Origin of the sequence: Desulfurococcus sp. (assembly GCA_026626905.1) — an archaeon.
Lineage (GTDB): Archaea > Thermoproteota > Thermoprotei_A > Sulfolobales > Desulfurococcaceae > Desulfurococcus.
Genome location: JAPNUX010000001.1, coordinates 12,213 through 25,114, shown reverse-complemented (window position 1 = coordinate 25,114; position 12,902 = coordinate 12,213). Strand labels below are relative to the sequence as shown.

Sequence of the window (12,902 nt, the reverse complement as noted above, 5' to 3'; positions counted from 1 at the left end):
AGAGGATGACTGGCTCTGGGCTTTCATAGAGCTTGCTTCTATTACACCCGTCTACCTCTGGAGGTTTAAGTTGAAGAAGCTGCACGCTGATATCTTGATTGCTGAGCGAGGGATACTAGACTTTCTAGTCTGGCTTACGGCTACTCTAAGATGGCCTAGTGCTATTAGAAGCCTGCCTGGCAGGATTACTCTAGCATTAGCTGTAAGCTCCTGTAGTAAGCTAATCTATGTGCGAGCCGACAGGAATATACTATTAGAGAGGCGTAGAGGCTGGAGGGATGAAGCCTTAATACCATTCGAGCTAGTAGTCTACGATACACTAGCCTCAATTCTTAAGACACCGGTAGTAGATACTAGTAGAGCTAGCATCAGCGTGTCTCTTAGAGAGGTGTTAAGAGTAGTTGGCGAGGTACAGTAAAACAGCATTTAGAGTAGTATTCAATACAGTAGTACACGGAGTCTTCAACGGTAATCCAGCTGGAATTGAAGAATACATTAGGATAGCTTCCCTGAATAAAGTACTACTCCACTTCCTCCGTGCAGCCAGGGTAGAAGGCGAGATAAGGCTTAGAGAAGAAGCTAGATTCAAGTTATTCCAAGCTAGGCTCAGCGAGATAACAAGTGCTTTAGACGGGTTAAGATACGTTTTATTCAAGACTAGAAAACCAGTAGTCTACGTGCCCTCAGATATAGATGTACTCATTGATAGAAGACACGTGGGTAGAGCAGTTGAGAGATTGAGGAAGCTAGGCTATAGGATCGAGGTTGCCGAGCCCTACTGTGTAACTCTAACTCGTGGTAGCACTATTGTAGACCTCTACGTAAACCCTACTCTCGCTAGCACAGTATACCTTAATGGAGAGAAGCTACTAGAGTACACTATTGAAGACGGTGTTTACAGCGTGAAAGCCCCTGTGCTGAGCAGTGAAGCCGAGCTAGTAGTAGTTGCAGCACACGCAGTCTACAAGGAGAGACTCTACACGCTCAACGACTACGCCACGCTAAACTACCTCTACACTCCAAGAGCACGAGAACTCGCCAGGGAACTTAAAGTGGAAGCAGCAATCAGAGAAGCACTAGAAATCCATAGGCTCGTGAACTCAGAGCTCATAACAACCCCCTACAGGATCCCTCTAGCCAAGTGGACTACACTACTAGCCTTAAAACTAGCCGGGGACACGCAAACCAGAGCTACAGTACTCAATACTCTAAAAGCCCTCAGAGACAGGAGATTCGGGAAGCTAGCATACTCTAAGCTCACAAGAGAAACCTACTAAACCCGCACTCATCCCTGAATACTCTAGAAAACCACCAGGTCACGCATTACTAAGTCTTCTACAGAGTGAATATTTCACGAGAACTCCAGCTACTCTACCTGTCAAAATCAGAGGAAGGAATAAAATTAGACCCTAGTATACTACAATGGAGTCTAGTCGAGGCTACTGGTGACCAGGATTAATGGATGCTAAGATATCATTTATAACATTCACGAGGAATTCAGCTAAGCAGCTTCCACACTTGCTAAGTAATGTTAAGGATATTGTAGATGAGATAATTGTTATCGATGGATTTAGCGCAGATGAAACTGTAGAGATAGCTAGAAGCTTTGGTGCTAGAGTCTACCAGAGGAAGCCTTGGGGCTACGCTGACCCGGATAGAATGTTCGCTTTAAGAATGGCTAGCTACGAGTGGATCCTCTACCTGGACACTGATGAAAGATTAGGGAGGAGACTTAAAAGCGTGCTGAGAGACCTAGTAGCAAAAACACCCGAGGAAGTAGTAGCTTTCAGTGTTACACGCGTCAACACTCATAAAGGCAGGATTCTCCTAGGCCCCTTCTACCCGGACACACAGATTAGAGTATTCAGGAAGTCGAGGACAGTATACAAGGGGCTAGTTCACGAGCAGCCTATTATACACGGGCGAATCGTGCAGCTACCAGAAGAATACTATATTATCCACCTCCCCCTCGAGGAAGAACTACAGCGTAGAAAACTAGTCTTTTACGCTAAGCTAGAGGCATTAGAGTACTATAAGCGTGGAGGAAGCAGGAGAGTCTGGAGGAACCTGCTAAAGCTTGCACCCTTCAACACGCCATTAATCTACCTCTTCTACATTACTACACCACTAGTAATGGGCAGACCAATCAACAGCTACATGCTACTCGATGCAGTTAAACCAGCACTCTACGATGCACTCACAGAGACACTCATGAAGACAAGGAGTAGAAGACAGAGGAAGATAGCAAGGCTAATCCAGGAGAAAGGTTTAATCCAGCTACTAGGCTTACAGTAGCACCTAGAACCCTCACAGACTTCATGATACCGGCTACGAGTTATCAATACACCTAGCTCTCTACACCGGGTTGCACTTGAATAGCTACTCCTAGAGCCGGCTTGGAGTTGATTTGTATAGACTACCTCTGAAGAAATCATATAAGTGAAGACAGCAATCCTTATCTGGAGTGTTAGAGTACCCTAGGAGAAGGGCCTCTACGAAGATTCCTACACGAGCGTATAGGGAAAGGGCCTTTACTGAAGAAGTTGAGGGAAGAGTTCTTTAAGGCTTCAACTAGAATTATTGACGTTGCACAGTTTAATAGAGTACTCTCCCATGATATCGCTAAAGCTAGAGCAGTTGTCGTAATACTCTCTCCATTCCTGAAGCTTGATAGAGTAAACCTCTTCCTAAGCATTAGGAGTATACGAGAGGCATTAGGTTTAGAGATACCCCTCTCGATAAGGGAAGGAAGAGCGAGAGAGCCGGGTACTGGATTTAAGCCGTGAACACCTAGCTTAAGAGGATGTACATGAAAACTACAATAATAATACCTGGAGTATATTTTAGTGGCTTTAGCATTATCCAGGTATCATAGTGAGGGTCTTGGCAAGGCTTCTATCATTAGTGCTAGCTTTATTCCTGATAGTACTCCTCCTAACAGTACTCTACGTGAAGCCTGCACTCAAATACAGCTATAATACTACAACCTCATTCAATACTACTATAGGTGGAGAAGCTGGAGTAGTATCAGAGCTAGGCGAGGTACCCTGGGTTAAACTAACAGTGCTAGTAGACAATAGCCCTAACCCATTCAACAGTGAGCTAGTGGATGCATGGGGTTTATCAATCCTAGTTGAAACACCATTCAACGTGATCCTATTCGATGCCGGCCCAGACCCTCTTGTTCTACAGCATAATGTAGAGGTACTCGATAAGAGCTTAGAGAAAGCAAGCTTTATTGTTATATCACATGAGCATGGAGACCATGTCAGGGGACTTGAATATATTGCTGGAGTCAACGGGAGTATCACAGTCTATATTCCAGGGCATGCATCCCAGAACACCGAGGAGTGGATTAAGAGCGTAGGGTTTAAGCACGTGGTTAGAGTCTACAGTACAATTAAGCTGAGTGAAGGAGTAGCAGTTGTAGGCGAGCTCTACGGCCCACCCTACGAGCAGGCACTAGCAGTCAACGTTAAGGGGTTAGGGCTTGTAGTACTAGCTGGATGCAGTCATCCAGCGTAGACAGGATTGTCGAGAAGACTGTAAGAGAACTAGGAGTTAAACCCTACGCTGTCATAGGAGGCTTCCACCTAGCAGGTGCACCAGGCTACAAGCTGGAGAAGGTAGTAGAACACCTTGTAGGCCTCGGAGTAAAGAGAATATACCCAATCCACTGCAGCGGTGAGGGAATTAGAGAGCTATTGAAGACAAAACACCCGGAGCGCTATGGCGAAGCGTACGTTGGCTCTACCATAGAATTCAGAGGTCAGTAACAAGGGCTGAGAGCAGTAGACGGCTAGAAAGCTTATCCCTACACACTCTACTAGGAGTATTTGGGTTACGAGGGCTGAAATACCTAGGTATATTAGCTTTAATGTTCTACCTCCCTATCTTCGCGAATTAGTTCTACCATTTCGCTGACATCCATTCCAGCTAGTACATCACGCTTCTGCTTCAGCCTCTCTTCTAGAATAGCGAGTCTACGGCGGCGTACTTCATTCTCAAGAGCATTTCTAATGAGCTCTGAGATATTGATGTTTAATCGCTTAGCCTCTTCTAGAAGCTCTCTTTTAACTCTAGCGGAGATGATCACATACTCGCTCATAAAGTATACACCTATGTAAATGCTTGTGTATTACAGGATATAAACCTAGTCAATAGACGCATCCTTCTTCGAGTTTAAACTTAATGCTGGAATTAAATGCTTCTATGCGTTTACTTAGCTTCAGCTTGAAGCCTCCTCATGTAGTACTTGAAGCCTCGGTACTCGACTTCTATAAGCTTACCCTCGCTCAGCAGCTTCTCGACAATACTCCAGTTAGAGCCAGCTCTCCTCAATAGCTCTTCTACCGCATCCCTGCGCATAGGGTGGACGGCTGTTATGCTTAGTAGATCCTCTTCAGCATTCCCTGTAGATGAGAAAGCACTACCCTCGTAGCCTATCAGGTATTCAACTCTACTGGCACCAAGCTTCTCCGAGAAAACCTGGAAGGCAGTATTCAAGACATCCTCTCTAGCTGGTCTAACCCACTTCTCTGCTGAAGGCCTCGTCGGGATAGCAATATAGGCTTTACTCAGCCTTCTAAGCTCTGCTAGGAAGCCTGCTATCCTCTCCAGCTCCCCCTCGTAGCTCACGCTGTCTATAAGCATGGTTTCACTAGTGATAACCCCATTGAACTCCTCTGAGAAGACTCTTATACCCTCTAAGATCTCGCTGAGCTTCAGGCTTCTATGAGGCCTGTTCACCCTCCTCCACAAGTTCTCGCTGACAGCATCTACTTTCACTGAAACGTAGCTGGCTTCCACTAGATCCCTTCTAACATCCTCCCGCCAGAGGAGTGAGGAGTTGGTTATAACAGCTACGGGAATCCCGATCTGCTTTAAAAGCTCGATCTCCCTGCCAAGGTTAGCATCTAGTGTCGGCTCTCCATCCGGGACGAAAGTAATGTAGTCAATCCTCTCCCCTCTTGAAGTAGCCTCTTCAACCCTCCTCTCAACCTGAGTGAAGATATCTTCAGGCTTATAGAAGACTCGTCTCTCAGCAGTCAGCATGATAGTCCTACCCAGCTGGCAGTACACGCATGAGCAGGAACAAGTCTTCGCTGGAATATTATTTACACCTAGACTCCTACCCAGCCGCCTCGATGGAACAGGCCCAAAGACAAGCCCCGTAACACCACCCACTACACTATAAAACCCGCTAGGCTTTAATACCTAAGCATCCCGCGTTGAGGGGCTCACAGTGAGCTAGAATCCTGGTTCAAGAGCAGGCTACACCCCATCAATACATTAAGGCTACCGTTACTACAGCTCGAGAAACCGTACTTCATTTTCACTCAGTGTTATTTAAAGTTTAATGGAAGCTTTAATACATCTTATCGGTTGGGGTGTTTACGTAGCCTTGAGCACCGTGATAAGAGTGTGTGTACCCCGTAAACTTAAAGAGTTAATGGATAAGTTTAAAGACGTAGTTAACTGGAGTGAAGAGATACGTGGGTTCATAGAGAGACGGGTAAAAGAACTCCACTGTAAGAAGATTCTCGTGGAGGTTAGAGGTGTCATAGAGCAGCTACCTGAAACTCCAGCTGGTACTACAAGCAGATATGTGAGGGAGGATCGTGATAGTAATTGATGTATAAGCCCTCGCGAAATACCTGCTGGGAGAAGTCAACTGGCTTGAAGTAGAAGATTACCTTGAGAAAGGTGTCTACAGCTTAGATCACGTTTAAAAGAAGTAGCAAATGCTATATGGAAGAAGGTAGTAGAGATAGCATTAGACTACAATATAACAATCTACGACCCTCTATACATTGCATGCATTCAAGCACGGCGAGCTTCTTACAAGTGATATCCGGCAGGCAGAAGTATCTAAGAGCCTGGGCGTGCACGCATATTATATCGAGTAATTTTCAATTGCTAGCTTAATGCTACTACTTCAGTTTTTCCGCTATAGCTTTCACTAGCTTCTCAACCTCCTCGATAGCATCTTCTACATCCTCCCTGGTTGCTAACCCCTCATAGAAGTTTCTATGCATGGAGTCAGCTATCTTGAATACTATTCTAACCCATGAACCAATCTCCACAGCAACTTCATTCTTATACACCCATAACTCTGCATGGGATTCCAGTCTACGTTTTCTTCTAGCGAGAGCATGAGCTTTAATAGCTAGCGCGCAGGCACCCCAGATCTTCTCTGAAGCCTGTCTTAAATCACCTCTACTAAGCTCTTCTCTAGCCTGTTCGACTAGATGGAGAGCGGTTTCAATATACTTACCTGCTGCTTCATCCGGATCCATGGAACCGAAGACCAGGTCAGCTAGATACTCTTCTACACTAAGACCTGCTCTAGAAGCTCTCTTAGCGATCTCCTCGACTAGAATCTCAGGTAGAGTAATAGTTGAAGACAACGAGAGGCACCAAGATAAGACTATAAGCTGGGTACTAATAAACCTTCTAGTTTTACCTGTCTTTAATCAAAATACATCTTCCAGGAGCTCTCCTCTAGCTCTCGCAGGGAACTATCATGTATCCACTTGTAGTGTAAACGCTTTAAACTACACTCTCATTATCTCGCTGCTACTAATGAATCTCTTATACCATTTCTCGTAGCCTTCTCTCGTCGTGATGTGTAGTTCTACAGGAGCCTCAGTACTCTTGTATACTCTAACCATCATTTCATACTTCCTCTCAATTCTATCGGTGACTACTAGTATATCTATATCGTTTACTCCCGTGAACTCGACTCGCACAACAGAGCCGAACACGTATACTTCCGCGCATGGATCCACCTCCTGGATTACCGCTTTTACTCTCTCCGCGATATCCTTATAGTTCTTCAGCATACCGTATACTCTACTCTCATAGTTCTTCGACAATAGGCTTGAACACCTCTCTAACAAACCTTAAAAGGTCTATAGACTCCTCCTTCTCGTATACTATTGGAAGGTATCTTGAAGCTATATATGCTTCTTCAAGTCTTGCAATATAGTGTAGGTTCCTGACATCGTCGACTAGGACTAATACTCTCCCATCGATCTCTCCGAGCTCCCTGATAAGCCTTCTAATAGAATACGTCCTAGGATAAGACCCCTTCCTGACTAGCAGCTTATACTTTAATATCAGCTGGCAGTACTGCTCCAAGCTGAAAACCCCTAGATCATACTCTCCCTCGCTGATAAGTCTCTCGGCGAGCTGTAGAAAGGCTTCAGCCCTCCTCCTAACAATATTAGCTTCCTCAAAGGACATCCTCTCACCTAGAAGATCCTCTACGCTAATCATGGATCACAGCATGGTTATTTAGTAATGCTTGAAGCCTTCAACGTGAGATGCAGGTGTATTTTAAATCACAGTATAGATTAACTGTAAGTGTGGAGTGTACCCCTGCTTTAACTAGAGTTTAGAGAGGGCTGTGATACCTTGTATAGGAAGGGGTTGGAGCATCTAGCTGAGCCTTACAGGACGCTTATTTCAAGGCTTCTAGAGGAGCTACTAAAGCTTGTTAACAGCAGATTGAAGTCACTGGTAGTCTACGGTAGTGTAGCTCGAGGAGACTACAGGAGGGATAGTGATGTAGACCTGCTAGTAGTTATCGATGGGCTCCCGAGGAGTCGTTTCGAGAGATTAAGGCTTTTTAGTGAAGCTGAAGCCAGGTTAGAAGAGCTTTTGGAGAGACTACTGGATGAAGGCTATGCTGTATCACTCTCACCAGTAATTAAGACTCCTGAGGAGGCCTCGCGATTCAGCCCTCTATACCTTGATATGATTGAAGACGCAGTAGTAGTCTACGATGAAAACAGCTTCTTCGAGAACATACTAGTGAAACTAAGAGAAAAACTCGAGCAGCTTGGAGCTGAACGAGTAAGAATAGGGAGGAAATGGTATTGGAGACTCAAGAAAAACTACAGGTTCGGAGATGTGATAAGCATTGAATAACATTGCTTTAGCTTAGATCACATGTCAGGGGTTATGATAAGCCTTGGCACACATTAGCCTCGTCCCCCTCTGGGTTCATAGGGGGCACGTCATGGGCCTCACACCCTTTCAGGGTAATCCCGCTCCCTCTCTTCACGTGCATCTTCCACGAGTGGATCACTCTCTTAGTCACTACTCGGTGGAAGGTGCTTGGAGAGGGAGGAAACCCCCACATCCTTAGGTAGAGGTTTATGGCTCCATTCAATTGCCTGTTTATTCTTAGCCTGCACCTATCGCACTCTAAGACCTGCCCCTCTAAGCGCTTCATTCTCCCGCCGCATCTGGGGCAGGTTTTTGTTGAGTTTCTTGGGTCGAGTAGTTTGACTCTCGCTTTATAGCTCATTAAAGTTACTATTTGCCTCCAGTTCTGCCTAGAAATAACCCTGTTATGCACCCTCTTATTATTGAACATCCCTTGCTTTTCTAAGTTCTCGAAGCCGTGCTCGTAGCCTCTGAACTCCCTTGCGAGCTCGGTTGTCAGCTTATGCAGGAAGTCCTTGACCCTATTTTTATGCCTCTTGGAGTATTTCTCAAGTAACCTCCTAGCAGTTTTGGGCTTCTCCTTGCTTAACCTCTGTAGTTTCCTCCTCTTGTTCTCGTACGCGATGTGCATCGTGTAAAGAGGCTTCAAGTCAATCCTGATCCAGCCCTTATCGCAGAAACCGTCCATGGATAGCAAGTTGAGATCCCAAGCAATCTTATTCGCCGGCTTTGGATCGGCGGGCTTCCTGAAGATGATTATTAATTCATCCTCCTTGAGAATGAGCTCGCCTAGATCGCAACCTTCAACCCTCCTTTTAAACCACGCCCTCGTCAGGTCGAACTCCAAGTACAGCTCCCTGGGCTTCACCGTGACTCTAATCTTCTTATTCCTGTACACGTAGAGTGTCTCTTTAACTCTAACAAACCTCTTCTTAACTACTGGCTTCTTCCTACCCCTCCTCCCCTTGATGTAGTTCCTTCTCCACGACTCGATAATCGAGTAGGCGACCCTCACCGCAGAATCGGCGTAGTGAGTGGCGTAGCTCCAATCCCTCAGCAACGAGTTCCTGAGGTTCTTCTTGAACTCCCTCGACTTCGGGATTAAAGGAACTAGCCTCTTGCCCTTCCTCCTCCACTCGATGTTCTCCCAGATTGCATCTACCGCCCTCTGTAAGAGGTTCCTGTAGTCGTCTAGGAACTCCTTTACGTCGTAGCTATGCTTTATTTTATAGCTGAGGATCCTGTATGAGCTGTTTCGCACCCTCAACCACCTTCCTGTACTTGTGCGATCCCACGCCGTACAGTTTTCCAGCGAAATGAGAGATTACCGTGATTAAGTCCTCGACTAGCTCTTCGCGTGTCGTTTTCTCTCCACTATTTACCACAACTATTTCAGCCCCGTAGCTTCAGCTTACATAGGTGCGTCTTAACATGGTGAAAACAGCTTAAAAACACATTGATAATCCGAATCTTAACATGATGAAAGCAGCTCTGAGAATGGTGGTGGGTGTAGAGCCTCCGAAGTGGCATGATGTGGGACCCGTATTGAGAAGAGAGAAGAATAGATTCTCAGAATGGTTCCGGGAGAGAATACCTGAACTAGCATTTATCTCTAGGAGTTTAAAGAGGGAAAGAGAGCCATCAATGTATGGTGACGAGGAGACAGGGCTACCAGCGGAAGAACTATACACGCAGTATGATGCAGAGCATGCTTTAAGACAAGCTAGACTAGTAGTGGAACTCGTAGAGAAGCTAATCGAGGAGGCTTCAAGCCGGGGCAGGTAGTACCTGGAAGCTGAGTGAAGCTCTCACTCAGTAGTGGAGTATAGCTTAGCCTCAGCGGGTTAAAGCTTAATACTTTATTCTACTTAACATGTATCCTGGTGCTGGGTTTGACCGAGGTCTCCCGTATAGCAGGTATTCTTGAATCTATAGTGCGTACTCCATCCTACAGTCTGCTCGGCCTGGCTGGCGGGAGAGTAGTATATCTTAGTACCCTGGAGGGGGTGTTAAGCCTCTGGTCTATGGATGAGAGTGGTGGTGATAGGAGGAGACTTACAGTTGAACCTGTGCATGGTGTAGCTCTACCTAGACCTGAAAGCCCCTACGTAGTGTTTACTAGGGATGTAGCACGCGGGCGGGAACTCCACAAGTTATTCTACGTTGACGCTTACAGCGGCGGGGAGAAGCTTCTAGCTGACACCCCCTTAATGAGGATCTTTGGCGTGGGATTTGATGGCTCGAAGGTAGCGTTCACAGGGGCTACGGCTGAGGAGACAGCTATCTACCTAGCTAGACTTGACGGGAGCTGGGAGAAAATACACCGTCTCAGTAGTCTTGCATTCGTCACAGATGTAAAGGGCGAGTATATTACTGGGAGCGGTAATCTACGCGGCGATCCCCGCTCCTCCGAGATATTCGTGTATAACCTGGATACAGGTGAATTCAAGGTTTACACGCCTAAACCAGGCTCACAGAACAAGAATCCCGTTGTAGGGGATGAAGGAATCCTCTTCGAGAGCGACTATGAGGGAGTGAATAGATTATACCTGTATGATCCTGAAGCCGGCACGCTTAAGAAAGTTGAATTCAAGTACAGGGACTACGAGGAGTTTAATCCAGTAGAGCATGATGCCTACGGGTGGAGTACTAGTGGAGTTATATGGGCTGTAGGCAAGAAGAATGGGAGGTCAAGGCTATTCCTTGATGGAAGGCATGTTAAGTTGCCTGAAGGCACTATCCACGGCCACCCAGTTTTCACTGGTAGCAGAGTTCTCGTAGCAGTCTCAAACCTCCTGAAGCCACCGAGAATAATTGAGGCAAGCGTTGAGAACAGGGAGGTGAGAGTTATTGTTGATAACAAGCTGCCCGAGGATGTTGAGAGGAATCTAGTTGAAGTAGTATTCACTAAATACAAGTCTTTCGACGGCCTGGAGATACCAATGTATATTGCATTATCCAGTAGTACTCCTAAGCCAGGGCCCACAGTAGTCTACGTGCACGGCGGCCCCTGGAGCGAGGTACGCGACTCATGGAGCATGATGATTACTGCACTCGTAGCAGCAGGCTACCACGTGCTCGCACCAAACTTCCGTGGGTCAACTGGGTATGGTGAGAGCTTCCGTATACTAGATATCGGCGACCCTGGAGGCGGCGACCTAGAAGACGTAGTATACGCGGCTAAATGGGGTGTTGAAAACAAGATAGCTGACCCAGAGAGAGTAGCTGTAATGGGCTACAGCTACGGTGGCTATACAACATACCTTGCTATGGGTAAGCACCCAGAACTATGGAGGTGTGGTGTAGCCGGGGCAGGTATAGTTGACTGGGAGGAGATGTACGGGTTGAGTGACGCTGTATTCAGGCAGTTCATAGACGTGTTATTTGCTGGCAGGAGAGAACTATGGAGGGAGCGCTCGCCAATAACCTACGTAGACAGTGTTAAGAAGCCATTATGCATAATACACCCGCAGAACGATACGAGAACACCATTAAAGCCTGTGCTAAAGTATATCGAGAAGCTCCTAGAGAAAGCTGGAGTATTCGAGGTGCACGTAGCACCCGATATGGGCCACATGATAGCTAGAATGGATGACGCTGTGAAAATACTACTACCAGCACTACTCTTCCTTGAAAGATACCTTAAACAGTAGGAGGGAGTATAGCTCGAGAGGAATGAATCCCCTAAGGTTTCCTGGCTAAGGCTCCAATATATAGTTTTATTGATTAAAGCTCATACAGGCCTCTAGCTGACAGCTTTGAGAAAGGATTCAATGCTAGCATCCTATCGCACTCTAACAAGTAGGAAGCTATTTTAACTAGGGGCAGGGAGATTAATTGCTAGGGGAGATTAATGTGAAAGGTGTTGTGCTTCACGGTGGGCTTGGCACCAGGCTCCGCCCGTTAACTCACACTGGGCCTAAGCAACTCATCCCTGTTGCCGGTAAGCCTGTTAGCCAGTGGGTTCTCGAGGATCTCCGCGACTCGGGTGTAAGAGATATTGCTGTAATCTTAGGTAGCGTTTTCCCTGAGCGTGTTGTAGCGTATTATGGTGATGGCTCGAGGATCGGCGTCAACTTAACCTACATATATCAGGGTTACCCTTACGGTATAGCTCATGCGGTCTACCTGGCGAGAGACTTCGTGGGTGACGAGCCCTTCGTAGTCTACCTCGGTGATAACATTATAGCTAGCGGGATAAGAGGGTTTGTGGAGAGATTCGAGGAGAGTAATGCTGACGCAATGATACTTCTAGCTAGAGTCCCAGACCCCCAGAGGTTCGGTGTAGCTAGATTCGACGAGAATGGAAGACTTATCGGGCTGGTGGAGAAGCCTAGAGCACCTCCAAGCGAGTACGCGCTGGTTGGAGTATACTTCTTCAGGCCGCCGTACATATTTAAGGCTATTGAGGAGCTTAAGCCTAGCTGGAGGGGCGAGCTGGAGATCACTGATGCAATCCAGAAGCTATTAGACTGGGGTCTCCGCGTAGACTACGCTATTGTGAAAGGCTGGTGGAAGGATACTGGCACACCCCAGGATATACTCGATGCAAACAGGCTTCTACTAGATGAGAGAGTCAAGGAGACAGTGATTAAAGGTATTGTTGAACCCGGCGCAGTCATCGAAGGCCGTGTAGTAGTAGAGGAGGGAGTACAGGTAGCCTCGAGTGCTGTAGTAAGAGGGCCAGCCTACATAGGGCGGGGCAGTATCCTCGGTGAGAACAGCTATGTGGGGCCGTATACTAGCATAGGGCAGAATGTTGTATTGAGGAGTGTTGAGGTAGAGAATAGTATAGTAATGGATGGAGCAAGACTAGAAAATGCTGGTAGAATAGTTGAAAGCATTATTGGAGCTGAAGCCGTAGTGAGCTCAGGCAACAGTATCCCCAGAGGACACCGGTTTATCATTGGAGAGAAGTCTAGAGTAGACTTGTAGGAGGCATTAAG

17 protein-coding genes and 1 pseudogene are annotated in these 12,902 nt (G+C 46.6%); 11 read left to right on the top strand and 7 right to left on the bottom strand.

Annotation, left to right across the window (positions count from 1 at the left end):
- Positions 1–70: 70 nt before the first annotated feature.
- The 6 genes from OWQ48_00140 (at position 71) to OWQ48_00115 (ending at position 3,776) form a co-directional block, all read left to right on the top strand.
- Positions 71–418, top strand: coding sequence for a hypothetical protein (locus OWQ48_00140; GenBank protein ID MCY0867632.1), 348 nt, complete (start codon positions 71–73; stop codon positions 416–418).
- A complete protein-coding gene (locus tag OWQ48_00135; protein ID MCY0867631.1) occupies positions 402–1,277 on the top strand; it encodes a nucleotidyltransferase family protein in 876 nt (291 codons plus the stop codon). The genes OWQ48_00140 and OWQ48_00135 overlap by 17 nt, the downstream gene beginning before the upstream one ends.
- A gap of 181 nt (positions 1,278–1,458) precedes the next feature.
- Positions 1,459–2,295 carry a glycosyltransferase family 2 protein gene (locus OWQ48_00130; protein MCY0867630.1) on the top strand — a complete coding sequence of 279 codons (837 nt, stop codon included), beginning with the start codon at positions 1,459–1,461 and terminating at the stop codon, positions 2,293–2,295.
- Between the two features lie 248 nt (positions 2,296–2,543).
- Complete coding sequence (locus OWQ48_00125) at positions 2,544–2,786, top strand: hypothetical protein (GenBank protein ID MCY0867629.1); 243 nt, start codon at positions 2,544–2,546, stop codon at positions 2,784–2,786.
- 88 nt (positions 2,787–2,874) lie between these two features.
- Positions 2,875–3,525 carry an MBL fold metallo-hydrolase gene (locus OWQ48_00120; GenBank protein MCY0867628.1) on the top strand — a complete coding sequence of 217 codons (651 nt, stop codon included), beginning with the start codon at positions 2,875–2,877 and terminating at the stop codon, positions 3,523–3,525.
- Positions 3,507–3,776, top strand: coding sequence for a hypothetical protein (locus OWQ48_00115; GenBank protein ID MCY0867627.1), 270 nt, complete (start codon positions 3,507–3,509; stop codon positions 3,774–3,776). The genes OWQ48_00120 and OWQ48_00115 overlap by 19 nt, the downstream gene beginning before the upstream one ends.
- A gap of 98 nt (positions 3,777–3,874) precedes the next feature.
- Here OWQ48_00115 and OWQ48_00110 read toward each other — a convergent pair whose 3' ends face one another.
- On the bottom strand, positions 3,875–4,108 hold the full coding sequence (locus OWQ48_00110) for a type II toxin-antitoxin system CcdA family antitoxin (protein MCY0867626.1): 234 nt from the start codon (positions 4,106–4,108) through the stop codon (positions 3,875–3,877).
- A 110-nt stretch (positions 4,109–4,218) separates the two neighbouring features.
- Complete coding sequence (locus OWQ48_00105; GenBank protein MCY0867625.1) at positions 4,219–5,187, bottom strand: radical SAM protein; 969 nt, start codon at positions 5,185–5,187, stop codon at positions 4,219–4,221.
- A 226-nt stretch (positions 5,188–5,413) separates the two neighbouring features.
- Here OWQ48_00105 and OWQ48_00100 point away from each other — a divergent pair, with 226 nt between their 5' ends.
- Positions 5,414–5,635, top strand: a complete 222-nt coding sequence (locus tag OWQ48_00100) for a CopG family transcriptional regulator (protein ID MCY0867624.1) — start codon at positions 5,414–5,416, stop codon at positions 5,633–5,635.
- A 298-nt stretch (positions 5,636–5,933) separates the two neighbouring features.
- Here the strand turns inward: OWQ48_00100 and OWQ48_00095 are convergent, their stop codons facing one another.
- The 3 genes from OWQ48_00095 to OWQ48_00085 form a co-directional block, all read right to left on the bottom strand.
- Positions 5,934–6,410 carry a PaREP1 family protein gene (locus tag OWQ48_00095; GenBank protein MCY0867623.1) on the bottom strand — a complete coding sequence of 159 codons (477 nt, stop codon included), beginning with the start codon at positions 6,408–6,410 and terminating at the stop codon, positions 5,934–5,936.
- 147 nt (positions 6,411–6,557) lie between these two features.
- The gene (locus tag OWQ48_00090) at positions 6,558–6,878 is read right to left on the bottom strand and encodes a nucleotidyltransferase domain-containing protein (GenBank protein ID MCY0867622.1); all 321 of its coding nucleotides are present in this window, start codon (positions 6,876–6,878) and stop codon (positions 6,558–6,560) included.
- Entirely contained in the window at positions 6,862–7,281 is a 420-nt protein-coding gene (locus OWQ48_00085; GenBank protein MCY0867621.1) for a HEPN domain-containing protein, read from the bottom strand. The genes OWQ48_00090 and OWQ48_00085 overlap by 17 nt, the downstream gene beginning before the upstream one ends.
- A 138-nt stretch (positions 7,282–7,419) precedes the next feature.
- Here OWQ48_00085 and OWQ48_00080 point away from each other — a divergent pair, with 138 nt between their 5' ends.
- Positions 7,420–7,935, top strand: a complete 516-nt coding sequence (locus OWQ48_00080) for a nucleotidyltransferase domain-containing protein (protein MCY0867620.1) — start codon at positions 7,420–7,422, stop codon at positions 7,933–7,935.
- A 31-nt stretch (positions 7,936–7,966) separates the two neighbouring features.
- Here OWQ48_00080 and OWQ48_00075 read toward each other — a convergent pair whose 3' ends face one another.
- A complete protein-coding gene (locus OWQ48_00075; GenBank protein ID MCY0867619.1) occupies positions 7,967–9,217 on the bottom strand; it encodes a transposase in 1,251 nt (416 codons plus the stop codon).
- Positions 9,183–9,356 (bottom strand): annotated as a pseudogene (locus tag OWQ48_00070) (IS607 family transposase). The gene OWQ48_00075 and the pseudogene OWQ48_00070 overlap by 35 nt, the downstream one beginning before the upstream one ends.
- Before the next feature lie 76 nt (positions 9,357–9,432).
- On the opposite strand from OWQ48_00070, the gene OWQ48_00065 reads away from it, so the two are divergent.
- The 3 genes from OWQ48_00065 to OWQ48_00055 all read left to right on the top strand — a co-directional run bounded on the left by OWQ48_00065 (position 9,433) and on the right by OWQ48_00055 (position 12,891).
- A complete protein-coding gene (locus OWQ48_00065) occupies positions 9,433–9,741 on the top strand; it encodes a HEPN domain-containing protein (GenBank protein MCY0867618.1) in 309 nt (102 codons plus the stop codon).
- Between the two features lie 98 nt (positions 9,742–9,839).
- Positions 9,840–11,609, top strand: coding sequence for a S9 family peptidase (locus OWQ48_00060; protein MCY0867617.1), 1,770 nt, complete (start codon positions 9,840–9,842; stop codon positions 11,607–11,609).
- A 184-nt stretch (positions 11,610–11,793) separates the two neighbouring features.
- Positions 11,794–12,891, top strand: coding sequence for a glucose-1-phosphate thymidylyltransferase (locus OWQ48_00055; protein MCY0867616.1), 1,098 nt, complete (start codon positions 11,794–11,796; stop codon positions 12,889–12,891).
- Positions 12,892–12,902 lie beyond the last annotated feature (11 nt).